At 64.1% G+C, this 22,359-nt stretch carries 22 protein-coding genes and 7 tRNA genes; 15 read left to right on the top strand and 14 right to left on the bottom strand.

Annotation, left to right across the window (positions count from 1 at the left end):
* Window positions 1–156 precede the first annotated feature (156 nt).
* From B840_RS06965 to B840_RS13480, 6 genes are all read right to left on the bottom strand, one after another.
* A complete protein-coding gene (locus B840_RS06965) occupies window positions 157–1,416 on the bottom strand; it encodes a Dyp-type peroxidase (RefSeq protein ID WP_042622593.1) in 1,260 nt (419 codons plus the stop codon).
* A gap of 52 nt (window positions 1,417–1,468) precedes the next feature.
* Window positions 1,469–2,089, bottom strand: a complete 621-nt coding sequence (locus B840_RS06970; RefSeq protein WP_042621552.1) for a copper chaperone PCu(A)C — start codon at window positions 2,087–2,089, stop codon at window positions 1,469–1,471.
* Between the two features lie 3 nt (window positions 2,090–2,092).
* The gene (locus tag B840_RS06975; protein ID WP_042622594.1) at window positions 2,093–2,665 is read right to left on the bottom strand and encodes a copper resistance CopC family protein; all 573 of its coding nucleotides are present in this window, start codon (window positions 2,663–2,665) and stop codon (window positions 2,093–2,095) included.
* Window positions 2,666–2,921: 256 nt separating this feature from the next.
* A complete protein-coding gene (locus tag B840_RS06980) occupies window positions 2,922–3,608 on the bottom strand; it encodes a potassium channel family protein (RefSeq protein WP_042621553.1) in 687 nt (228 codons plus the stop codon).
* Window position 3,609: 1 nt separating this feature from the next.
* Window positions 3,610–4,971, bottom strand: a complete 1,362-nt coding sequence (locus B840_RS06985) for a TrkH family potassium uptake protein (RefSeq protein WP_042621554.1) — start codon at window positions 4,969–4,971, stop codon at window positions 3,610–3,612.
* Window positions 4,972–5,226: 255 nt separating this feature from the next.
* Complete coding sequence (locus tag B840_RS13480; protein WP_156971863.1) at window positions 5,227–5,589, bottom strand: hypothetical protein; 363 nt, start codon at window positions 5,587–5,589, stop codon at window positions 5,227–5,229.
* Between the two features lie 66 nt (window positions 5,590–5,655).
* On the opposite strand from B840_RS13480, the gene B840_RS06990 reads away from it, so the two are divergent.
* The 4 genes from B840_RS06990 (at window position 5,656) to B840_RS07005 (ending at window position 8,311) form a co-directional block, all read left to right on the top strand.
* On the top strand, window positions 5,656–5,868 hold the full coding sequence (locus tag B840_RS06990) for a hypothetical protein (RefSeq protein ID WP_042621555.1): 213 nt from the start codon (window positions 5,656–5,658) through the stop codon (window positions 5,866–5,868).
* 376 nt (window positions 5,869–6,244) lie between these two features.
* Window positions 6,245–6,466: an excalibur calcium-binding domain-containing protein gene (locus B840_RS13805; RefSeq protein ID WP_229676634.1), complete on the top strand. Its 222-nt coding sequence runs from the start codon at window positions 6,245–6,247 to the stop codon at window positions 6,464–6,466.
* Between the two features lie 328 nt (window positions 6,467–6,794).
* Entirely contained in the window at window positions 6,795–7,403 is a 609-nt protein-coding gene (locus tag B840_RS12875; RefSeq protein WP_052491119.1) for a DUF4352 domain-containing protein, read from the top strand.
* Window positions 7,404–7,888: 485 nt separating this feature from the next.
* Window positions 7,889–8,311, top strand: a complete 423-nt coding sequence (locus B840_RS07005; protein WP_042621557.1) for a hypothetical protein — start codon at window positions 7,889–7,891, stop codon at window positions 8,309–8,311.
* A 479-nt stretch (window positions 8,312–8,790) separates the two neighbouring features.
* Here B840_RS07005 and B840_RS07010 read toward each other — a convergent pair whose 3' ends face one another.
* From B840_RS07010 to B840_RS07030, 7 genes are all read right to left on the bottom strand, one after another.
* The gene (locus tag B840_RS07010) at window positions 8,791–11,244 is read right to left on the bottom strand and encodes an AAA family ATPase (protein ID WP_084602843.1); all 2,454 of its coding nucleotides are present in this window, start codon (window positions 11,242–11,244) and stop codon (window positions 8,791–8,793) included.
* 473 nt (window positions 11,245–11,717) lie between these two features.
* Complete coding sequence (locus tag B840_RS07015) at window positions 11,718–12,407, bottom strand: hypothetical protein (RefSeq protein WP_042621559.1); 690 nt, start codon at window positions 12,405–12,407, stop codon at window positions 11,718–11,720.
* Between the two features lie 183 nt (window positions 12,408–12,590).
* Window positions 12,591–14,003, bottom strand: coding sequence for an IS1380-like element ISCli1 family transposase (locus tag B840_RS07020; protein ID WP_018297647.1), 1,413 nt, complete (start codon window positions 14,001–14,003; stop codon window positions 12,591–12,593).
* A gap of 143 nt (window positions 14,004–14,146) precedes the next feature.
* Window positions 14,147–14,320, bottom strand: coding sequence for a helix-turn-helix transcriptional regulator (locus B840_RS13085; protein WP_084602845.1), 174 nt, complete (start codon window positions 14,318–14,320; stop codon window positions 14,147–14,149).
* A 79-nt stretch (window positions 14,321–14,399) separates the two neighbouring features.
* Window positions 14,400–14,576 carry a helix-turn-helix domain-containing protein gene (locus B840_RS14055; protein WP_425304734.1) on the bottom strand — a complete coding sequence of 59 codons (177 nt, stop codon included), beginning with the start codon at window positions 14,574–14,576 and terminating at the stop codon, window positions 14,400–14,402.
* 421 nt (window positions 14,577–14,997) lie between these two features.
* Window positions 14,998–16,203 carry a tyrosine-type recombinase/integrase gene (locus B840_RS07025; protein ID WP_042621560.1) on the bottom strand — a complete coding sequence of 402 codons (1,206 nt, stop codon included), beginning with the start codon at window positions 16,201–16,203 and terminating at the stop codon, window positions 14,998–15,000.
* Between the two features lie 144 nt (window positions 16,204–16,347).
* A tRNA-Val gene (locus tag B840_RS07030) sits at window positions 16,348–16,419 on the bottom strand.
* A 249-nt stretch (window positions 16,420–16,668) separates the two neighbouring features.
* On the opposite strand from B840_RS07030, the gene B840_RS07035 reads away from it, so the two are divergent.
* From B840_RS07035 to msrB, 9 genes are all read left to right on the top strand, one after another.
* A tRNA-Gly gene (locus tag B840_RS07035) sits at window positions 16,669–16,741 on the top strand.
* A gap of 36 nt (window positions 16,742–16,777) precedes the next feature.
* A tRNA-Val gene (locus B840_RS07040) sits at window positions 16,778–16,849 on the top strand.
* A 24-nt stretch (window positions 16,850–16,873) separates the two neighbouring features.
* Window positions 16,874–16,946 (top strand) — tRNA-Gly (locus B840_RS07045).
* Between the two features lie 43 nt (window positions 16,947–16,989).
* Window positions 16,990–17,060, top strand: a tRNA-Cys gene (locus B840_RS07050).
* Window positions 17,061–17,070: 10 nt separating this feature from the next.
* A tRNA-Val gene (locus B840_RS07055) sits at window positions 17,071–17,142 on the top strand.
* Window positions 17,143–17,166: 24 nt separating this feature from the next.
* Window positions 17,167–17,242: transfer RNA gene (locus B840_RS07060), tRNA-Gly, on the top strand.
* 49 nt (window positions 17,243–17,291) lie between these two features.
* Window positions 17,292–17,912, top strand: coding sequence for a dihydrofolate reductase family protein (locus B840_RS07065; RefSeq protein WP_042621561.1), 621 nt, complete (start codon window positions 17,292–17,294; stop codon window positions 17,910–17,912).
* Between the two features lie 10 nt (window positions 17,913–17,922).
* Window positions 17,923–19,215 (top strand): glycosyltransferase family 87 protein, encoded by a 1,293-nt coding sequence (locus tag B840_RS07070; protein WP_052491219.1) that lies wholly within the window; start codon window positions 17,923–17,925, stop codon window positions 19,213–19,215.
* On the top strand, window positions 19,160–19,576 hold the full coding sequence (msrB, locus tag B840_RS07075; RefSeq protein ID WP_042621562.1) for a peptide-methionine (R)-S-oxide reductase MsrB: 417 nt from the start codon (window positions 19,160–19,162) through the stop codon (window positions 19,574–19,576). The genes B840_RS07070 and msrB overlap by 56 nt, the downstream gene beginning before the upstream one ends.
* Before the next feature lie 52 nt (window positions 19,577–19,628).
* Here msrB and hemQ read toward each other — a convergent pair whose 3' ends face one another.
* Entirely contained in the window at window positions 19,629–20,297 is a 669-nt protein-coding gene (hemQ, locus tag B840_RS07080) for a hydrogen peroxide-dependent heme synthase (RefSeq protein ID WP_342341964.1), read from the bottom strand.
* 196 nt (window positions 20,298–20,493) lie between these two features.
* Here hemQ and B840_RS07085 point away from each other — a divergent pair, with 196 nt between their 5' ends.
* A complete protein-coding gene (locus B840_RS07085) occupies window positions 20,494–21,075 on the top strand; it encodes a DUF3000 domain-containing protein (RefSeq protein ID WP_042622599.1) in 582 nt (193 codons plus the stop codon).
* Between the two features lie 11 nt (window positions 21,076–21,086).
* Window positions 21,087–22,283 (top strand): HRDC domain-containing protein, encoded by a 1,197-nt coding sequence (locus B840_RS07090; RefSeq protein ID WP_042621563.1) that lies wholly within the window; start codon window positions 21,087–21,089, stop codon window positions 22,281–22,283.
* Window positions 22,284–22,359: the final 76 nt, after the last annotated feature.

The raw sequence follows: 22,359 nt of genomic DNA on the forward strand, positions 1-22,359 counted from the left end.
TGCGCTCCTTAACTTGCGCTCACGCAGACAGCGGCATACCTGGCCGCTGCCTGCACAACATGACGGGCACGGCTGCGCATGGCGCAGTCGCTGCGCAACATACTACCCCGCGGGCGGGCGCCTTCCGGGAGTGACGTGGGGGTCAGGCGCCCGGGTTCAGGCGTCCTCGAGAAGCGACTGGGCCCAGAAGGCGTCCCGTCCGCGGCCGTCGGCGCTGGTTCCCGGCGGGACCCAGTACACCGCGGAACCGATGTGGGTGATCCACTCGTTGAGACGGTCTGCCTCGTCGAGGCGTCGCTGCACCGGGTCGTACTGCCGCACCGGGTCCTTCTGGAACGCCAGGAACACCAGGCCGGAGTTGGACAGCTGCTCCGAGCCGGGCTCCGGGGCGATGTCATAGTTGTAGGGCCGGCGGAGGAACTTCTGCTCCGGATGATCGTCGGGGGCCTTCGCGCGGAACATGTGGCTCTGCCGGTCGATGACGGGCAAGCCGTATTTGTCGGTGGCTTCGTAGTCCGGCGTGTCGAATTCCTTCTCGCCGGTCAAGGGTGCGCCGTTGTCCAGGCGGCGTCCCATGGACTCCTCACGGGATTTGCGGTCGAGCATCTCCCAGGTGTCCATGTTCATGTTGATGCGGCGCAGCACCATCGAGGTCGAGCCCTGCATCCAGGCTGGGCCGTCGTCTTTGATCCACACCTGTTCGTCGAAGGCCTCTCCTTCCCGCGGGTTGACGGTGCCGTCGACCTGGCCGAAGAGGTTGCGCGGTGTCTCGCTCTCCGCGCGGGCGCCGTCCGCGTTGAGGAAGCCCTGCTGCATCCACTGGACGCGCGCGTAGTCCGCGCCCGAACGCACCAGGTGGCGCGTCGCGTGCGAGAGCATGAGCGGGTCGTCGCTGCACACCTGGAGGACCAGGTCGGTCTGCCCCCACTTCGGGTCCAGCTGGTCGAGGTTGTACTCGGGCAACGGCTTAAGCCAGTCCGGGCGCTGCCCCTCAAGACCCGCGGCGTCGAAGACACTGGGCCCGAATCCGCAGGTGACGGTCAGGTTCGCGGGAGCCGCCACGAGCTCCGGCTCCAGGCTGCCCAACGGAACTTCGCCGGTGCACAACCGCCGGGAGTCCTCGGTCCAGGACCGCATCAGGCGGGTGACTCCGGCGCGGTCGACGCCGTCGGACAGGGTGAACCCGATGAGGTTGAGGTTCGCCTGCGCGGGAGTGGCGATACCCGCCTGGTGTTCCCCGTCGAAAGCCACGATCGCATCCTGCAGCCGCGTCTCGACGCCCGCCTGCCCGCCGTCGCTACCCTGCGCCATGCCGTTCGGCGGCGGCTCCGCCGCGCGGGCGCAACCGGCGAGGGCGGCTCCGCCGGCGGTGACGGACAACCCGGTGAGGAAACCACGACGGGACAACGGGGACATGACGGTCATCTACTTCCTGGGTGCTGGTGCGGGAGCTGGCGGGCGTCGGGGGCTAGTTCTGCTCTTCAGTCTCCATGCCGGACTGGTTCTGCTCCTGCTCCTGCATGCCGGACTGGTGGCCCATGAGGCCGCCGTCCTGGCTGTAGTCCTCGTCGCCCGGGTTCATGGTGCGGACCGGCAGATCCTCGACGTCGAAGGTGGAGCCGTCGGAAAGCTCGACGGTGATGTCGACGACGTCGCCGGCCGGGATCTCCTCCATGTAATCCATGATCATCATGTGGTCCCCGCCCGGGGCGAGCTCGTAGGTCTCACCGGCCGGGATGACGAAACCGCCCGGCTTCATCTGCATGACGCCGTCCACGACCTCGTGGAGCTCATAAGCGGCGCCCTCGAAGTCGGACTCGAAACCGACGACGTTGATCTCTTCGTCCGTGCTGTTGGTGAAGGTGCCGAAGATGCCGGTCATCTCCTTGTCGGTGCCCTTTGCGCGGACGACACCCTCGGTGAAGGTGACGCCCTCGGCGGCTGCCTGTGCGGTGGTGGTCCCGGCGCTCTCGACCGCGGTGGTGGCGGTCGTGGTGGCTTCGGTGCCGCCCTCATCGGAGGTGCAGCCGGCCAGCGCGAGCGCGGAGACGGCGAGAACGGACAGTGCGATACGGCCTCGGGTGAACATCGTTTACTCCTGTGTGGTGTTTCGGCCCCGGGCGATCATCATCGCGATGACGCCGAGGACGGCCAGTATGCCCACGCCCGCCAGGACCCAGGTGATGGGCCCCTCCGGCAGTCCCGTCGCCTCCGGCTGCTGGTCGGCGGAGACTTCGGTCTCCCCTTCCTGCTCTGCCGGAGCGGCAGCCCCACCGTTGTCGTCGGCCACCGAGAAGGTGGTCATGCCGCGGGTGGAGTGTCCGTCCGACGACGTGATCTGGAAGCCGAGGCGGTAGTCGCCGGCCCCCGGATCCACGTCCGCCGGGACGTCCAGGCTCACCAGGCGGCCGTCGACGAGAGGCTCGCCGGAGAAGAGGACCTCTTCGGAGGCGGCGTCGGAGACGGCGAAGGTGTTGAAGTCCTCCATCACATAGCCGGAGAATTCCAGCTCGATCCGGTCGGGGAACTCCTGGAGGACCTCCTTGTCGGCGGGGTTGCCGCCGATCACCAGGTCATGTGCCAGCGCCGCCGGAGCAGACAGAACCAGGCCGGCTGTCACGGCTGCGGCAGCGGTCAGGGTCTGGAGCGGACGGGAACGGAACATGAACACTGCGGAGATCCACCTTCGATGGAGAAAGAACTGCGGGACTGTGTGGGCATACGATACCCGCTCGGTGCGGGCATCATAAGAATTGTCGGAACGCGGACCCACTTAGTTCCCGGTGTATCCCCTGCTGGGACCCCTTTTATTCAGTTGACGCAACCGCAATTGACGCAATCAGGGCCGCAGCCTGGGACAATCGCGCCGTCTCCCCGGGCCTGTGAAATAGGACACCGTCGACAGCCCCGGGGTCCGGAGGTCACCGGCCCGCCGCGAACTCCTCGATCGCCTTGACGTGCCCCGCCACGATGACCAGATCCCCGGGCTGCAGGACGTCCTCCGCCTCCGCCCGCCGGAACTGCCCGTCGCGCGGGCGCACGGCGAGGACCTCGACAGCCCCGCCACGGCGGCCGTTGACCTCCCCCACCGCGTGCTGGAGCGCGCGGACCGGCGGGGCGATCTTCGCCACCGCGAAGCCCCGCTCGAACTCGAGGTAGTCCTGCAGCTGGCCGCCCATCAGGTGCGCCACCCTCCGCCCGGTGTCGGCCTCCGGCCGGATGACGTGGTGCACGCCGATCTGGCCGAGGATCTTCGCGTGGGCGAGGTTGTCGGCCTTGGCCCACACCGAAGGCACCCCCATCTCCACGACCGCCGAGGCGGTCAACAGCGAGGCCTCGATGTGCCGGCCGATGGCGATGACCACGCGGGTGGCTTCGCCCACGCCCAGTTGGCGCAGAACCTCGGGACTGGTGGTGTCGGCGGTGACGACGTGGTCGAAGGTTCCCGCCACTTCCTGGACGATCCGCGGATCGGAATCCACCCCGAGGACCTCGATGCCGCTCGCAATCAGTTCCTCGCCGAGGGCGCGGCCGAACCTGCCCAGGCCGAGGATGTAGACGGGTCCGCGGGGAGTGGCAGAACCGGAGGCGGGGCCGCGGTTGAACATGTCAGCCAATGAAGGGCCTTTCTTCGGGGTAGTCGAACAGGCGGCCGCGGGTGCGCGCCGCCAGGGCGGTGGCCAGTGCGAGCGGTCCGACACGGCCCGCGAACATGAGGACAACGAGCAGCAGCTGGGCCGCGGCGGGCAGGTCGGCGGTGATCCCGGTGGACAGGCCCACCGTGGCGAAAGCGCTGACGACCTCGAAAGCCACCTGGTCCGTGGTGAAGGCGGGCGCGATGAAGAGTATCGCCATGGTCGAGCCTGCGACCAGTGTCACGGAGGCGGAGACGATGACCAGCGCCTGCCGCACGACGCCGCCGCCGACGGTGCGCCCGTGCGCCGCGACGGAGCTGTCCCCGCGGGTCTCGGCCACCACCGCGGCAACCAGAACCGCCGCAGTGGTGATCTTCACCCCGCCGGCCGTGCCGCCGGAACCACCGCCGATGAACATCAGCAGATCGGTGCCCAGCAGGGTCGACGGGTGGAAATCTGCGTAGTCCAGCGCGTTGAAGCCCGCGGTGCGGGGACTGACGCCCGCGAAGAAGGCGTTGAGCAGGCGCACTCCCGTGCCGGGGGCGGACCCGGCCCCCGCCGCTTCGCCGGCCTGTGCCAGTGCTCCGTTCCATTCGCCCAGCCCGACCAGCGCGGTGCCCGCCAACCCCAGGACCACCGTGCCGGTGAAGGTGAAGCGCGCGGTCAGACTCCACCTGGGGCGCGGCCGGCCACTGGCCGCGGACCGGGTCCGGCGGACGGCTTCCAGCAGAACGGGGAAGCCGATCCCTCCGAAGATCAGAGCCACGGCCAGCGGCAGCAGGATCCATGCGTCGAGAGCGAAGGCCATGACGTTGTCTGTGTAGAGGGCGAAGCCGGCGTTGTTGAACCCCGACACCGCATGGAATATCCCCTCCCACGCCGCCCTGCCCCAGGAATGGCCGTAGGCGGCGCGGAACCGCAGTGCCAGCGCCAGGGCGACCACGGCCTCGACAATGAAGCTGAAGGCCACCGTCGCGCGGATCACCCAGGCCACGTCGCCGAGATGAAGGCCCCGGCCCTCGGCGGTGGCGCCGAGGCGCCTGCGCAGACCCAGCCGCCCCGCGAGCAGGAGCCCGAGGAGGGAGGCCAGCGTCATGAACCCCAGACCGCCGACCTGAATCAGCAGCAGGATGGTCACCTGCCCCGCCGTCGACCAGTGCGTGGCGGTGTCCACGGTGATCAGGCCGGTGAGGCTGACGGCGGACGTGGCGGTGAAGAGGGCGTCGAGAAGCGGGGTGGGGCGCCCGTCGACGCCGGCCCAGGAGGAGGCCAGGACGGCCGTGCCCACGGCGATGACCAGCAGAAATCCCAGCGCCACCGCAACGGTGGGCCTCATATGCGGCAGCTGCGGGTGCCGGGCGATCCTCACCCCGGGGATCCTCTACCTCCACCCGAAACGCGGACACCCCCTCACGGCCGGAATTCCGGCGGAGGGGGTGTCTTTTCTGTGGTCCTAGCTGGGGACGAACTTTAAACTCTATTTGCCCTGCTAGGGGCTTGTTTTTCCTGTTCCACTTCCGCCGCGTGCCATGGTTCGTGCCACTTGGCCTAGCGGGGGTAGTCTCCATGCCACACTCCGCACATCAACTTCCTAGGGCGTTGCCCGGTGAATCTCGGAGAACGGCTGAACCTCTTCGCCGGGGATAGTGATCGATAGCCATCGTTCCTCACTACCCTTTCTTCCCGCATGATAAATGGCAAACCCCTTATCGTGCAGACAATCGAGCTGATCCGTGTCCTCATCGCTCAATTCTTCCCCCAAAAGGATGAACTTCGTGCCACCCAGGGTCCAACGATCGGAATAGGTCCACCAGCGAGTCGGGTCGCCATCCAGCGCCTCCTCGACTCTGCGGGAGACCTCATGGTCATTTCCAGCCAGCAGCGACTCCTTAAGGGAGCCAAAAAGTGCGCGAGCTTCTTCCTCTGTGATTTGTTTTCTTGCTTCGGGAGTCATGACAAAAAGCATAATAGACCAAGCTGTCTATGTCAAGGTTTTCTAGACCCCGATATCCTCCAAACCATGACTTCACCCCACGACTACCTCCGCTTTTTAGACGGTTCCGGCCTATCCGTCCATGACCGCTTCACAGCGACCCTCAGGTCCGAACTCGACCGTCTCCCGCTCCCGCAGCAGTTCGACCGACAGGCCCTCGCGGACGAGATGGCCCACGCCGCTCTCGACGTGTTCGTGAACAGCGACGACCACGGTCTCGTGGTGGGCACCCCCTGGTAGTGCCCCCGGAAACTGTTTCAGGTGCGAAGGTGCCAGTGAATTCCTATGCTTCTTGCAGATTCACCCTCCTTCGTTGATTGGATTGCCCATGTCCACCCCCTCTCCCACCGGCGCTAACGCACGCGGCTGCGTTAAGCCTCTCGCGATCGTCGGCGGTTCCCTCTTGCTCATTTTCGGCCTCGCTTCATCCTGCGGCTCCGACGACGGGGAAGCAGGTGTCGCCTCCACCGTGACCGTCACCGAGTCGGCCTCGACGGTCACCAAGACCACTACCGCGACCGAGACTGTGACCACCACCGCCGAACCTGCGGAAACGACCACCGAAGAAGTGGCACCGGAGGCCGCGCCGGAACCTGAACCGGCACCCGATACGGTCATGCGCGGTTTCGCCGGGGCGGGCGCTGGTGCTGGAATTGGCGCTGACGTGGACGCTCCTCCGCCCGCTCCGGCTCCGGCTCCGGCTCCGGCTCCGGCGGCAACTTACTACGCAAACTGCGCCGCAGTTCGTGCTGCGGGTGCGGCACCGCTCTACGCCGGGTCTCCCGGATATAGCGGGAAGTTGGACCGCGACGGGGACGGCGTGGCCTGCGAGAACTAGTTTTTGAAAAACGGCTCTCTCAGAAGCGTTGAACAAGGGCAGGTGACACCGGAGTGCCCGTCAGGCCTGAGAGGCTGTCTCCGTGGCGCACGGCGCGTTCTCGCCCCGCGTCAAGCTTTGAAAACCTTTGCGAAGCCCAGCCGCACAGATCGTCAGAAAGGGCAGCTCCCGGCTCTTGACAACGTTAACAAGCACCCCCACCGGGGGTTATGAATCTTTTACTATGTTTTGCACAGCTTTCTCAACGTAATACCGTTGCAGACGAAAGTTATCCCGCCACTGCCCGCCCCCCGCATAGGCGGGCAACGGCCCCCGTCAGGAGATCAACATGTCTACACCCCAGCAGCCCCAGGGCGACCCGAACCAGCAGCCCCAGGAACGTATTGTCTACGTTGAGAAAAAGAAGAAGGGCGGGTGCATGAAGTGGGGCGCGATCATCCTCGGCGCGATCATCGTCATCGGCATTCTCGTCTCCGTCTTCGGCGGCGGCGACGACTCCAGCACTGACAACCAGAGCGGCGGCTCCGGTGAAACTCAGACTGGCAATGAGACCGCACAGGTTGAGGAAGGTACCGATCTCGCACTGGGTCAGGCGTACACCACTCGCGACGGTATGGACATCGTTGTCAACAACTTCAGCGTGATGTCCGGTGCGCTTGGCCAGAACTCTTGCGCTGACGTCACCTACACCAACAACGGTGACGAGCAGACCAGCTTCCAGGGCTACTGGGACTGGAAGGTTCAGAACCCGGCCGGTGTTATCACTGACCCGACCTTCACCGGGGACAACAACCTCTCCAGCGGTGACCTGGCCCCCGGTGGCACCGTCTCCGGCTCCGTGTGCTTCGACAGCGTCGAGCCGGGCGAGTACCGCCTTGTCTTCGAGCCGACCCTGAGCTTCAGCAGCGACACCGCTACCTGGGTTGCGAACATCTAGACCCTCGTAGCTAGGCGAGACCAGCCCCGGCACAACCGAGACTCACAATCTCTACCGTGCCGGGGCTTTCCCCTGCTATCACCGCAGACTTCCCGCCGTAGAGACCGGAAAACGGCCTCAACTTCTATGTTGTTACTTGCATACATAGCGTTTTCCCCAACTATCGCACGCCATAATGTGCAGCACACGGGAGGGGCGCTCTCTTCAGGCCCCCGGGGGTGTCCCCCTCCCCCCCCTCTCACGAGCCCGATACACCCACCACACGCCACCGCGCGCCACGCTGAGCGCCTCCCAGCCGAACAACAACACCGGCCTAGTTACGCTCCCTCAACGCCTCACAGGGCCACGTTTTACAGAACCGCAGCAACCGCGAGAGCCAAAACCACGAGAGTCGGGCCAGGGCCACGAGACCGCTCCCACACCGATACTGACAGGTCGACCACCACCTATAGTACGAGGTCAGACTCACGAGTTAAGATCCAAGCATGACTGAAATCAACTACAGACACGAGACCATTGCCACAGAAGCATGTGACGCAGACTTCCGCCTCAAAGGCGCAGGTGTATACGCACCTGACAAGGTCCCCACCACGTTCACGTGGACCACGGTCGGCACAGCTCCGGCTGACCAGCAAGTCACCTACGGCGTTACGCACGGCGGCAAGGACCTGCTCGTGAGGGTCACCGGATCTACCGTTGAGCAGGTTTCCTACTTCGACGGTGAACGTAACCGCTACGTCGATCCCCGTTGTGAGATCAGTGAAAATCAGATCTCCGTAGGCATCCCGGTTGAAGTTTCCTCCATCTTCGAGTCCAAATGGATCGCTGACCTCCACGTCGATGGCGAGAAGGTTAATCGCTGTGAGTACCCTCTGGCCTACAAGATTCCCGCGACCTGGCAGCAGTGAGCCACGGCCACCACAGAGGGGGTCCGGCCTCTCCTCGCGGGTATTTTATCTTTTTCTATATATAGATCTTCTATATATAGAAAAGTAGCCAAGGTAGCCAAGTAGCCACTTTGTCTAAAGTGCCAGGTCAGAGGGTGTTTTTAGACCTACTTTGGCCGGAAACAGCAAAAACGGCAGGTAGCCACTCCGATAACCGCAGGTCAGAAAGGGTTTCTGTCTCGACTCTCTCAAAAAAGAGGTAGCCACTTTTTCAGGGGTGAAAACGCTGTTACCTGCATAAACGCAAAAAAGTGGCTACCTTGGCTACATCGGCTCCCCTTTTTTCGGGGAGGTAGCCAAGTAGCCACTTCACATAACCGCAGGTCAGAGGGAAATCGTGCTCAACGGAGTGGCTACCTACTTTTCCCGCGACCTGGGGAAATGCAAAAGTGGCTACCTCGGGTCGAAAACAGGTAGCCACTTTTCTCCGGGGTGGTTTATTACTCTCCGGAGGTCTGCAACGAGACCGTAAACCCACCCGGCCCGGGACTCTTCGGAGTCCGTCCGGTGGGGTACAGACCGTAGCCGGTGGCGGACGTGGAGACAGAGTTCAGCACGCCTTGCTTCAGAAGTTCATCGACAATCTTCTGGGCGGTGCGCTTGCTTCCAATCTCGCCATTGGAGACCTCACGGAGAAGATCGCCAATACGGTTCTTGGACGGCCAGTACTTCGCTTGCTCGCGGAAGTTTGCCACGTCCTTCGGGTCGAACTCTCCGCCTCTTTGCTGGGCGATAGTTTGCGCGTGCTTGATGATGGCCGGGCGGAGACGGCTCCACCACAGCCGGGCGTTCTTCTCATCAGCGGTCTCTCTCGTTGCAGCGGAGGCGGGCTGATCCACGGAGAGCTTGAACGGGTTGACCAACTTCAACTCGACCTCTTGAGGTGCTAGGCGACCGGACACGCTCAACTTGAACTGCTGGGCGGTCCAGTTAGTGTGAATGTTCATCTTGTCCGGGTCCGTGAACTCCAGCCGCCAGATCCCGTCCACCTCGTCGATAAGGGAGGAGTCACCCTTAGGGCCTCGATCCATGCCGTCCGGCTTGTTAGAGGCGTGCATGATCGTAAAGACGTGCTTCAGACCGGCCTCAACGGAGATCTCGCGCAACCACTCGACCGTTTGCCCCATCTCCCGCCACGGGTCCAGCCCGAGAGCCTGAGCGACAGGCTGGAGACCGTCCAGGAACAGCACCTCGTAGCCCTTGGACTTCAGCCATGCCGCATAAGCCACCCTCCATCGGCGGCTGTTGAGAGCGAACTTCCGTCTCTTGCCCGCGTAGAAATTGAAATCGGCATCGTTCAGACCCTCGATCTGCTCACCGCGCTCTCTGATCTTGTCGTGGTCCAGCTCCAGGTCTGCCACATGGACCCGGTACGGGCGGGCGGTGGAGTACTCCCCGAACAAGGGGGAACCGTTGGCCAAAGCAGCGGCAACGTTATGGATGAACCGGGACTTACCCACCTTGCCGCCTGCATACAGCATCGAAACGTCACCCTCACGCATGAGTCGCTCAATCAACCACGGCTCCTCGGAGGGCTGGGAGTTGGCGATCTCCTCGCCGGTCATCAGAAGGGAATCGAAGTCAAAAATATCTTCGTCTTGCGCCTGCTCCACCTTGCGGTAGGTGTCCTCAATCCGCTTGCGTCGGGCGTAGGAAAGGAACTCGTCAAGGTCTTCCGGGAGGAGACCTTCCCTGATCGCCTCTCTCTGCTCCGCCGTGAACAACTCTTCGCGCTTGGCGCTCTCTTCGGAGTCGTCCTCTGAGGCGGGAGTCTCTGTGTTCCCAACAGCGATCTCCTCTCCGATCAACTTTTCCCGGTAGGCCGCAGCCTGCTTCGCGAGAAGATCTCCGAAATCCGGGATGGCGTAGTCATCGGGGAACGGTTCCGCGCCGAACCTCTCGCGCCAATTAATGTCCTGCTTCAAGTCAGAGGCGATCTCTGCCTTGACGATGGCGACAGCGGACGTGACCGCCCCGGCGTAGTCATCCGAGACCGCCCGGCGCTCTGAGACCTCGTAGTCCTCTCGGCAGTCGCGGATCTCCTTCAGGTCCGCCATGAGACCGGCATGGCCGTTATGGACAGCGTTCGAGATGAGAGACATGACGGTAGAGACCATGGTGTCGTATCGGTGCACGTTGTCAGGCAGCACGGTCTGACTCTCGCCTCCGAACACGCGGGACTCCAGCCAGGCCAGAGAGGCGTTAAGGCTCTCCGGATCTCCCTTGACCCGGTTACCCTGCCGTGCACTCCGGGCGAATGCGGAGGCGATCTCCGGGGCCAGGACCGGCCAGTCTTCCACTGCCGGGGCCTCGGTCTCCTCGGTACCTCGATAGAACTTGTACATCTCGTCCTCGACCACAGAGCCAGCGGCGACGGCGTAGCGGTGGTGGTGCTGCAGCAGGTCAACGTCCTCACACGCCTTACCTCCGAACTTCACGTCTTCCCAGCCCGGGGGGAGCTTGAAGAAAAAGTGACCGGCCAGGGAGTCGGGGCCACGGCGGGACTGTCGCACAAAGGCGTTGACCCACTCGTCGCGGTCAATTACGAGTCCGTCAGCCTCCAGAAGGGCCTCGAAATAGGTCCACCCCTGCTTGTTGCCGTAGTGGTCAAAGTCGATCCCCATATGACCCTTAGGAATACGAAAACCGATGTTGTCGCCTTCGGTAAGGCCCTCCAGCCCTTCTAGGACTTCTTCTCTCGATCTTTCCGGCACATCACGGCCTGTGGTGCCTGTGGGCGGCGGACCCTTCTCTCCTCGTGGGAGACGAATTACCTCGACAATTCCCTTGGAGAAAAGATCTTCGACATAATCCCTAATCCCCTTGATATCCTGCTCAGATATGGTATAATCATTCATAGTGATTGCTTCTCCTTCTCGGTTGTTTGCGGTCATGGTGCTGTTCTTTCTGCCTGTGGTGGGGCAATTAGTAGTTGAGTGAGACCTCTGGAGTAGTGACCAGGGGTCTTTTTCTCTGCCTGTGTGCCGCTCTCGCGGCCTTACAGGGCTTTAATGGGTACTAGGTCGTTCGGGGGAATTCAGGGGTTTAGAAGCGATCGAATTCCAATTCCAGCCGGAACTTCTTGAAATCGAGAAATGAGTTCCAAGCGAGAAGCGCCGCGACGATGGCCAGGGCCAGGATGGAAATCATCAGTACCTTATTCCCGTGTTCTCGTTGAGGTCGCGCAGTGCGTCCGCAATTCGTGCCGTCGCGGTGACCTCGATAATGCGCAGGGCCCCAGCATCCGCTTTGTTGGCCTCCAGGAGCTAGCGGGAGAGGCCGGACCCTTTGGAGAACTTCCCGGTCTTGTCCCGGTCTTTGTCCCTGTCGTCCTCTCGGAGGTAACGGCCCAGCCCTTCGGGTGTCCTCACTGGTCGATCTCCAAACTTCGCGGGGCGGTGAAGGTCACCCGGTGCGGGTCTGCTCCCACCTTGGCCTCGGTGGAGACGGTCCAGCCGTTCGCTCGGACTCGACCGGCGACCGCTCGCGCTTCCCTCAGAGCGCCGGTAGAACACCCGCCAGAGACATCGAACACCAGGGAACGGCCTTCCTCGCGGCCTTCTCCCGTCCAGAAGGTGTTACGGCTCCCGCTGGCCTGACCCAGGGCCTCAGCCAAGCTCCGGGGCGTGGCCTTCTCCAACGGGGCGGTAGCGGTGAACGCCTCCACCCCTCGTGGTCCGGTCACTTCACCGACATCCCAGCCCGCAGCTCGGAGGCGGGAGAGATCCTCGATCACCGGCTTATTGAAGTACGGGTTACGGCTGGCTTCAAACCGGATTGTGCGTCCGTCGTTGGTCACGGTGGCTGTATCCCAGTTCGCACGCGGGGCGACAAGAAGAAATTCCGCTCGCTCAATCACGGACGCACCCGCCTTGAGAGGCTCCCTCTTCGGTGCCGGGGGCGTGATCCGCCACGCGGGGGCCATGTACTCGGTATGCCACCCTCGATCCCGCAGACGGCGGCGGTTGTCGTTGAAGACCTCGCGGTCGGTAAAGGTCTCAGCCTTCGTCGGGTCGATGAGAATAGCACCGTCCTGCTCGGTGGCGGTCTCCCACACCTTCGCCGGTCTGATGCTCTGTGCCTTAGCCTGGATCCGCCGATGGTCTTTCGGTGATCGGTTGATTTCGGCTGCGGGCACCACCAAGATTTTCGGGCAGGAATGATCCCCAGATCACGTCGTCGTCTGGTTGTTCCACGAATTGGTAGGTCGGCTCGGGCCGGAGGGTTTCGGCTCAGGTGGTCAGGAAGAAACAACAGCCGGTGGCGAGTGACCGTGCTCGAACAGCTTCCGCCACTGCGGCTCCCATTTCCAGCCCTGCGGTAGGTGCAGGACCAACCGTCGTGCCCTACGAGCAATGCGGGCCGCCACCATGACGATCCGACGCCGGATCGTCGCAGTCGTAGCCCTGGCCAGTGCCCCGGCCGCGATGGTCCCGGCAGCCCTGGTGAGGTTGAAGGCCATGACCGCCACCACCAACCACGCCGCGTTCGCGGTGAACACACCTGAAGGCATATGCGCCAGCGCACTGTTCTTCAGATCGGCGTTGACCTGCTCGATGACCGCATGCTGCCGGTGGGTCTTGTCCGCGGCCACGGTACCCAGCAGGTCTGGGTCGGCGGTGGTGAATACCGCGTGGAAGCGGTGCAGATCAAACAGGCCCGGCTGATCGATATTCTTCTTGTTCAACTCCGGGATCCGGCGCACCACCAGCCGACCGGGAACCTGATCAGCTGCCTTCTTCGACGCAAACGCGATGAAGGGGACTTCCGCGACTTCCGCTGAGGAGATCCAGGTCTGGGTGTCCTCATCAAAGAGCGCGTCGGTGTACTCAATTGTTTCCCAGGACGTGTCCGGGATCGTGGCAATCGCGTTCTGGATGTTGGGCGTCATCCGCGCGGTGATGGACACATCCGCACCGGCGGTGAGTGCTGCGTGGATGCTGGGCCGGCCGTAGAAAGCGGAGTCCGCGCGTACGAGGATTTTCTGCTGGGCCATGGCGGGTAGGCGTCGGGTGGTGGTGATGGCATCGGCAATCAACCGGCCTGCCCCACGCGCCGAACCACAGGACCCTCGGCGCAGGCGCTGGGCTACGACCACCGGGGCAGACTCTGTCGTGGTGACCGTCGCCAGCAGAGCATTGAGCCCACGGACACCGGAGTAGCCGAAGCCGGCGCCTTGTTTCTGGTGGCCGTGGACTTCGATGATGGTGTCGTCGACATCGACGAAGACATACCCGCTGGTGGCAGCTGGGGGTGCGGGTACCAGGCCCGGTGACTGGTCAGCCAGGTTGATCAGGAAGCGGGAGGCCACGGCATCCAACTGGCGCACGTGCCCGAAGGTGAAGGCCCGGAGGAAGGATCCCAGGGTCGACGGCGCGTAGATCCGGGTAAAGAGTCGGTTCATGCCGCCGTGGCGCAACAGGTCCATGTCGTCAATCGAGTCGGCACCGGCGACCATGCCTGCGACCAGTGAGGAGATCTTCGCCCCGGCGTTGGCACCCTTGTCGCCTGCGATACTCATCCTGTGCTGTGCCAGGGTCGACAGGCCAGCAGTGTCGGCCAGGCGCATGGCTGGGACCAAGCCGGCGGCCGACACGAGGTTGGGGTCATCGAATGAAATAGAGAGTGCCGCGGGAGTGTGAGATAGTTGCACCTGAGAGATGCCCTCCTGGATGGGGAATATAGACCTTCGACAAGTCGTATTATCCCAGTTCAGAAGGGTATTTCTCTTTTTCCCACGCCGCTACCCCAAAATCACATCGGTGGATCCAGGCTTAGCGGTTTCGATAAGGTTGCTCACTGGTGTTCCTCCTCGTTGAGCCATGCTTCTACGTCCTCGATGCGGTATCTGACCAGCTTGGAGTTCAGCTTGATCCACTTCGGACCGCCTCCGTCCGGAGTTCTTCTCCACTTCGCAACCGTGGCGGGTGCCACGCCTAGCAGCGTCGCGAGTTCGCGGGTTGTGTACATATCAGTACCCCTTCATTCATTATGTGTGCCTATAACTCTTTTGATACTATCATAAGTTCTTGTGGGGCGTTTTGAGTGATTACTTGGTCGCGCTACCCATGGGATAGGTGGCCGCCTCGACTTCGGACAGCTTCAGCCGGATGGCGGCTCTCGGCCCACGGCCTAGACGGCGTGCCGGGATCTCGGCGCGGGCGACCATTCTTCGCAACGTCTTTTCACTGACAGAGAAGTGCTCAGCCGCCACGGAGAGGGACACGTACGGTTCAGGGGAAATAGAAAAAGCCTCAGACAAGATAGTCGTCTCCTAAAGACGACCGTGTCTGAGGCGGTCTAGTTCGGCATAACAATGCGACCAGATGAGTTAGTGAGGGCTATTATAGACCAAGGTGTCTAGTTCTGTCAAGACGGGGGCGCGATCGTCCGCACGTCTTCCTGCCTGAGAGTAACCCGGCCTTGAGGGCGATCATTGACCGGGAGTAAGCCCTTGAGGTGCCTACAGGCTACGTACAGAGGTTCATCGTAGGGGTCTGTGGTGGCGCTCCATTCTCCCTCGATCCGGTGCGAGAACACGACACCCCACCCTGGCACCTTGGAGACGTAACCGAGTAGGCACCCGCGCCAGCACCGGTAGGTTGTAAAGGCCGTGCCCTTGATAACGTCGAAATCTACTGAGTCCGTCACAGCCTGACTCCCCTTCCTAGTTGCTCCATGACCTCGTCGGTGCGTCCGGCACGGACCTGTGCGTAGACCTCCAGCACGGTTGTCAGATCCTTGTCTCCGATGATCTCCCCTACCACCTGAGGCTCTACGCCTTGCTCCAGAAGTGCTGTGGTGATGTAGCGCCGTCCGGCGTGAGCGTGCACCCGCTTCTCCACCCCGGCACGCTCACGCATGCCGTTGAGGACAGAGCGGTACGACGTGTCCATAACCGGCTTACCCGTCCTCGTGGTCGTCGCCAGATCCTCAGGTTTCGGTCCGGTGAAGGCCTTCAGGTGCTCGCACACGTCCGCATGGAAGGCACGGAACACAGGGACCGTCCGCACACCCGCGCCGGTCTTCGGGGACCCCATAGAGACCATCTCGCCGTCGATCCTCTGAACGTTGTCCTCAACGCGGACGGAGATCCTCAGATCCACCGGGCCCATTCCTCCACCAGCGGGTGCCACGCGCTCCACGATGACGTTCTTCCGCTTCAACGCCAGCGCCTCACCTAACCGGAGACCATGAAACAACGTCAGGGCGGTGATGAGTCGGTAGCGGTCCGGAGACTCCCGGTACAGCGCGGTCAGCTCCTCGATGTCTAGAAGGTCTCGCTGAAGAATCGGTTTCGGTTTCCGCCTCGCGGCCTTGATGACAATCGGGTTAGCCGGTATCCGCTCCTCGTCGACGAGATAAGCGAAAGCGGAACGCATGTGCTGATAGGCCTTGCTGTTCATCTCTCCACTGTCAGGCCAATGTTCCTCGACGGAGGTCCACCACAACCGGGCCTGAGTGGCCGTCACGTCCGCTACGGGGAGAGAAGCGAACTCTCGTATCGACTTGGGGAGTTCGTCGCCTGTAACGCGCCTCTCGATCCGTTCCCGGTACTTCGCCATCGTGGACGGCTTGAGGCCTTCACGTTCTTTCCTATCCAGCCAGTCCGCCAGCCAGACCTTCACCGTGAGCGAGTCTCGCTCCTCTTCGGCCTTCGCTTCCGCCAGGCGTTGAGCTGGAGAGGTCCACGCTCCGAGGTAGATCAACCGTTGCTCCCCCTCCAGCCAGCCGTAGGCCTCTCCCTTGAGGTGGAAGGTTGCCGGGGCCTTATGGGCAAGACCGTCCGGGCCTGTATATCGGGCCTGAAACTTCCCGGACGGTAGCGTTCTCACGTTTCCGAACTTCGCCATGTCGTGCCTTCCGTGCCAGCATTCGTGCCATTTTGATGGCATAAATTGGGGTCTCGTGTCCTTTTGTGTCCAACCTTGATTTTATGGAAACGGCTCTTGACATGCGAAAAGGCCGCTCATCGGGGGTGATGAACGGCCTTAATGTGGTCCTAGCTGGGTTCGAACCAGCGACCTTTCCGGTGTGAACGGAACGCTCTTCCACTGAGCCATAGGACCTTGTGTGCGCTTAAGAACTTTACACACAGGTGCGCGGATGGGCCTAATCCGCAGTTCAGCGCGCAGATCGCCCGGAAACGGCCCCCGCGGAGGGGGCAGAATGACAGCGGCGTAATTCCGGGGCGGCGCCTGCCCGCGCCCCTTCCGCCGATTCTCGCCCCCACCTGGCGATTTGTCATCCGGCGACCGTTGAGGATAATGTTTTGACACGCACCACAGCGACGGCGGCAAGCCGGTAGCCGTGTGCATGCGGATGTAGCGCAGTTGGTAGCGCATCACCTTGCCAAGGTGAGGGTCGCGAGTTCGAGTCTCGTCATCCGCTCTCATTTCACCGGGCCAATCGGTAAGAAATGAACCCGCGCGTTTAGCTCAGCGGGAGAGCGCTTCCCTGACACGGAAGAGGTCACTGGTTCAATCCCAGTATCGCGCACTGAGGGTCAATCCCTCTGTTATTGCGGATGTAGCGCAGTTGGTAGCGCATCACCTTGCCAAGGTGAGGGTCGCGAGTTCGAGTCTCGTCATCCGCTCTGGTACCTTGATGTTTAAGGTTCCTTGAGGCGGTAACGCCACGGTGGAATGGCCGAGTGGTGAGGCAACGGTCTGCAAAACCGTGCACACGGGTTCGATTCCCGTTTCCACCTCGCAGTTCAAGCGCGTTTAGCTCAGCGGGAGAGCGCTTCCCTGACACGGAAGAGGTCACTGGTTCAATCCCAGTATCGCGCACTAAGGTTCTCTGAGAACCTGTTAGCGGATGTAGCGCAGTTGGTAGCGCATCACCTTGCCAAGGTGAGGGTCGCGAGTTCGAGTCTCGTCATCCGCTCCACTTCACGGGGCCGGTCTTGTACCGGCCCCGTTTTCGTTATGGTTGGACCATGCTGACTGACATCATCGGCCCGACCCTCCCGCCGGGCGAACCGGAACTCCGGGCCGTCGCCATCTCCTCCCTCACGGGTTCCCTCACCCTCGACGGCCGGTCGGGCGGTTTGGGAAACGAACTCGACCGCAAGCTGCTCCTCGCTCTGCGGGACTGGGCTGATGTCGTCCTCGTCGGCGCCCGCACCGTGATCGCGGAGAACTACGCCGGTACCCGCGCCTCGCGCCTGGCGATCGTCTCCCGCAGCCTGCAGTTCCGCGGCCACGACCCGGGCGACGCCCTCATCCTCACACCGCGCAGTTCGCTCGCCGACGCCCCCGCGCACCTCTCCCCCGCCCAGCTCGTCCCCGCCGACAGCCCGCAGGAGATGGTCCGGGCCCTCCACGACCGCGGGCTCACCCGTATCGTCTGCGAGGGCGGGCCCGGCGTGTTCACCATGATGTTCGGCGCCGACCTCGTCGATGTCCTGCACCTGACGGTCGCGCCGCTGATCTCCGCGCCCGTCGACAAGCATCTGGTCGACGACGCCAACCGGTGGCTGACCCTGGAGCACCACTCCGCCACCGACGACGGCACGCTGTTCCTCCGCTACCGCCGGGAGGAAACAGAGCTGAGGTAGGGTGATCGGCGTGACTTCGCCGACGACCCGACTCGAGAACCTGTGGGTCGCCCGCACCCCGCTGACAGATCCGGCCACGACACCGGGGAAGCTCCGGCGGACCCCGTTCGACCGGGTCGGGCGGGCCGTGGCCTGGCCGCTGACGGTCGTGCTCGCGCTGCACCGGGTGTTCGTGCTGGCGCTCAACGGTTCCGTGACCGATGACTTCACCACCGTGCACAGCGCCGTGCGCCGCTCCCTCGACGGGGTGCCGGTCTACAACGAGATCTACCACCACGTGGACCCCCACTACCTGTACAACCCCGGCGCCACCCTGCTGCTGACTCCGCTGGGCTGGCTGACGGACATCGACGCCGCCCGCACCGCCTTCATCGTCGTCAACGCGGCGGCCGTCATCGCCGCGCTCGCGCTGCTGACCCGGATGTTCGGCTATTCCCTGCGCAGCCTGGTGTGGCCGGCGGCGATCGCCGCCGCCTTCCTCACCGAGGCAGTCCGCAACACGTTGATCTTCTCCAACATCAACGGCCTCCTGCTGCTGGCGCTGGTCGGCTTCCTCTCCCTCCTGCTCAGCGGGAAGGGTTGGTGGGCGGGACTCGTCATCGGCGTGGCGATCCTGATCAAGCCGCAGTTCGCCCCCCTGCTGTTTCTGCCGGCCGTGAAGCTGGACTGGCGCACGGTGTTCGGCGGGGTGGCCGTCCCCGTCGCCTTCAACCTGGCGGCCTGGCCCCTGGTCCCGGGGGCGTCCGACTATCTCAGCCGACTGGTCCCCTACCTCGGCGACGTGCGCGACTACGCCAACTCCTCTCTCGCCGGCGCCGCCGTCTACTTCAGCATGCCGCCGCTGCTGGAGAACGCCCTGTGGCTGATGTTCGCCGCCGTCGTGGGCGTGGGCGTCATCGTTCTCCTGCGCTGGCGTTACACCGACCCCCTCCTGTGGGCCGCCACGACCTCCGGCCTCTTGCTGGCCGGCGTGTTCTTCCTGTCCTCCCTGGGGCAGATGTACTACTCGATGATGCTCTTCCCCATGATGTTCACCGTCCTGCAGCGCACCAGCGTGTTCCACACCTGGCCCGCGTGGCTGGCGGCGTATCTCTTCCTCACGCCGGATTCCTTCCACTCCGTCGAGCAGGTCGACCTCTCCCGCTGGATGGGAATCTTCCATCCGACGATCGGCTGGGGCATGCTGCTCGTCGTCGCCGCCACGTGCGCGGTGGTCTGGTGGCGGCAGGAATCGCTAGACTCGCGTCATGACCGACTTCAAACTGATCAGCGACACCGAATGGCAGCAGCGCCTCACTCCTGAGGAGTTCCACGTCCTGCGCCGGGCCGGCACCGAGCCGCCGGGCGTCGGCGAGTACACCGACACCACCACCGAAGGCGTCTACTCCTGCCGGGCGTGCGGCGCGGAGCTGTTCCGGTCCACCGAGAAATTCGACGCCCACTGCGGCTGGCCCTCCTTCTTCTCCCCCCTGGCCGCCGACCGCGTCATCGAACGCCGCGACACCTCCCACGGCATGGTCCGCATCGAGGTGGTCTGCGCCAACTGCGAATCGCACCTGGGCCACGTCTTCGAGGGCGAGGGGTACGGCACACCCACCGACCTGCGCTACTGCATCAACTCCATCTCGATGACCTTCGAGCCGGCGGAGCCCGGTAAACAGTAGAAAACGCCCGCCTGACCCCCGGGCGGGATTCAGGCGGGCGTCGACAAGCGGACTACGGGAGAATCTTGACGATCTCCCCGATGTCCGCCACCCTGCGGCCCGAGAAGAACGGGGTCTCCTCGCGCACGTGCAGGCGGGCGTCGGTGTAGCGCATCTTGTGCATGAGATCGACGATGCGGTGCAGCTCCGGCGCCTCGAACGCCAGCATCCACTCGTAGTCGCCCAGGGCGAAAGCAGGCACCGTGTTGGCGCGCACGTCCGGGAAATCACGGGCCGCCTGGCCGTGCTCCGCGAGGATGCGGCGGCGCTCCTTCGGATCGAGCAGGTACCACTCGAAGGAGCGGACGAACGGGTACACCGTGATCCATGCCTCGGCCTCCTCGCCCATGATGAACGACGGCAGGTGCGAGCGGTTGAACTCGGCCGGACGGTGCAGGCCGGTACCGAACCACGTGGCCTCCAGCACCTGGCCGAACACCGTGGTGCGCCGGAACGCCTGGTAGGCGGCCTGCAGGTCCTCGAACTGCTCGGCGTGCCACCAGATCATCAGGTCGGCCTCGGCGTTGATGCCGGAGACGTCGTAGATACCGCGAACCACCACGGTGCCTTCCTCCGCCAGGCCGGTGAAGAAGGCCTGAGCCTCGGCGATGACCTGCTCGCGTTCGTTGCCCAGCGCCCCCGGGATGGCGCGGAAGGTGACGAACTGGGTGTAGCGCTGCATGCTGTTGAGCTCGTCAAAGTTCAGTTTGCTCACGAAAACCTCTTTCCTGGACTCGCCGTGCGAAACGGCCGTGTCATCCATCATAAGTTGGAAAGGCCCGGGGGAGGCAACCCACGGCGCGCCTCCCCCGCCGGAACGGCCCGCATGGTTTATTGGAGGCGTGTTCACCCCAGACGCCACCTCCTCCCCGACGCCGCTGAACCGCGCGAGTGACACCGGAAACGGCAACAGCACACCGCCCGCGTTCACCCGGGCCGTCGAGTCGATGCACGCGGCCCGGCTACGCCCCGAGATCACCCTCGGCACGATCCGCCCGCCCCAGCGTCTGGCACCCTTCAGCCACGCCATCGGCCTCGAGGTGGAACGCTCCATCGACGAACAGGCAGCCGAGGGCGACGCCTTCGGCCGACTGATACTCCTGCACGACCCCGGCGCCGAGGAAGCCTGGGAGGGCGCCATGCGCCTGGTCGCCTACATCCAGGCCGACATGGACCACGAGGTCGCCGCCGACCCGCTGCTCCCCGACGTCGCCTGGCAGTGGCTCACCGAGGCCCTCGGCGGCGCCGGCGCAGACCACACCAACCTCGGCGGCACGGTCACCGCCACCTCCTCCGTCCGTTTCGGGGAGATCGGCGGACCGCCGCGCGCCCACCAGCTGGAGATGCGCGCCTCCTGGACCGCGTCCGCACTCGACCTCGCCCCGCACGTCCTCGCCTTCTCCCGCGTCCTGGCCAACGTGGCGGGCCTCCCGCCGGAGGGCATCACCCGCCTGGGTTAGGCTGGACTGCTATGGCGCACGATCTCACCACCCCCCGCGACGGGATCCCCCGGGTCCTGGCCACGCCCGCCTCCTTCCGCGAGGCAGCGTCCGCGCTGTCCGCAGGTCAGGGCCCGCTGGCCATCGACACCGAACGCGCCTCCGGTTTCCGTTACGACGACCGCGCCTTCCTCGTCCAGGTCCGCCGCCGCGGCGTCGGCACCTTCCTGCTGGATCCGGAGGGCCACCGCACGGAGTTCACCGCCGCACTGGCGCCCGTCCTCAACGGCCGCGACTGGATCCTCCACGCCGCTTCCTCGGACCTGCCCTCCCTGGCCTGGCTCGGCCTCTACCCCGGTTCGCTCTTCGACACCGAACTCGCCGGCCGCCTCGCCGGCCTGGACCACGTCAACCTCGCCGCCATGACCGAACTGCTTCTCGACGTCCGCCTCGCCAAAGGCCACGGCGCCGAAGACTGGTCCCAGCGCCCCCTGCCCGAGAACTGGCTCGCCTACGCCGCCCTCGACGTCGAGCTTCTCCTGGAACTCGGCGACACGATGGCAGAAATCCTCGACCACCAGGGAAAACTCGACTGGGCATCGGAGGAGTTCGAGCACGTCCGCACCACACACGCGGACATCACCGGCCCCGCCGAAGCCACCTGGCGTTCGGTCCGCGGGGTTTCCTCGCTCACCCGGCCCGAACAGCTCGCTGTCGCCCGCGAACTGTGGATGATCCGCGAGTCCATGGCCGTCGAGGAGGACCGCGCGGTCTCCCGCATCCTGCCCAACAAGGTGCTCGTCGAAATCGCCCGCGTGCTTCCGCGCACCACCCGCGACCTGGCACGGGTGAAGGGATTCCGCCGCGGAGACGCCCGCTTCTGGGGGGAGGTCATCCAGCGGGCCCTCGACTCCGACCCCCGCACGTGGCCCGCCCGGGAACGCCCACCCCGGGGCCTGCCGTCGCGCCAGACCTGGGCCAGCGATTACCCCGAATCGTGGGAACGGTTCTCCACCGCCCGCACGCTTCTGGACGATCTATCCGCCGACCTGGCCATCCCCGCCGAGAACATCCTCAAGCCGGCGACCCTGCGGTCCGTCGCCTGGGGCGCCACCGTCGCTCGCGAGATCCGCACTCCCCTCGATCTTCCCGACGTCCTCCGCGGCCACCAGGCCCGCAACTGGCAGATCGAACTGACCGCCCCGGTACTCACGGACACGCTGTTCTAGGCGCCCTGATCGGGGCGCCCTGACCGGGGAGCCCTGACCGGGGAGCCCTGACCGGGGAGGAGTTCAAGGGGAGGAG

It is taken from the genome of Corynebacterium marinum DSM 44953 (genome assembly GCF_000835165.1).
Classification (GTDB): domain Bacteria; phylum Actinomycetota; class Actinomycetes; order Mycobacteriales; family Mycobacteriaceae; genus Corynebacterium; species Corynebacterium marinum.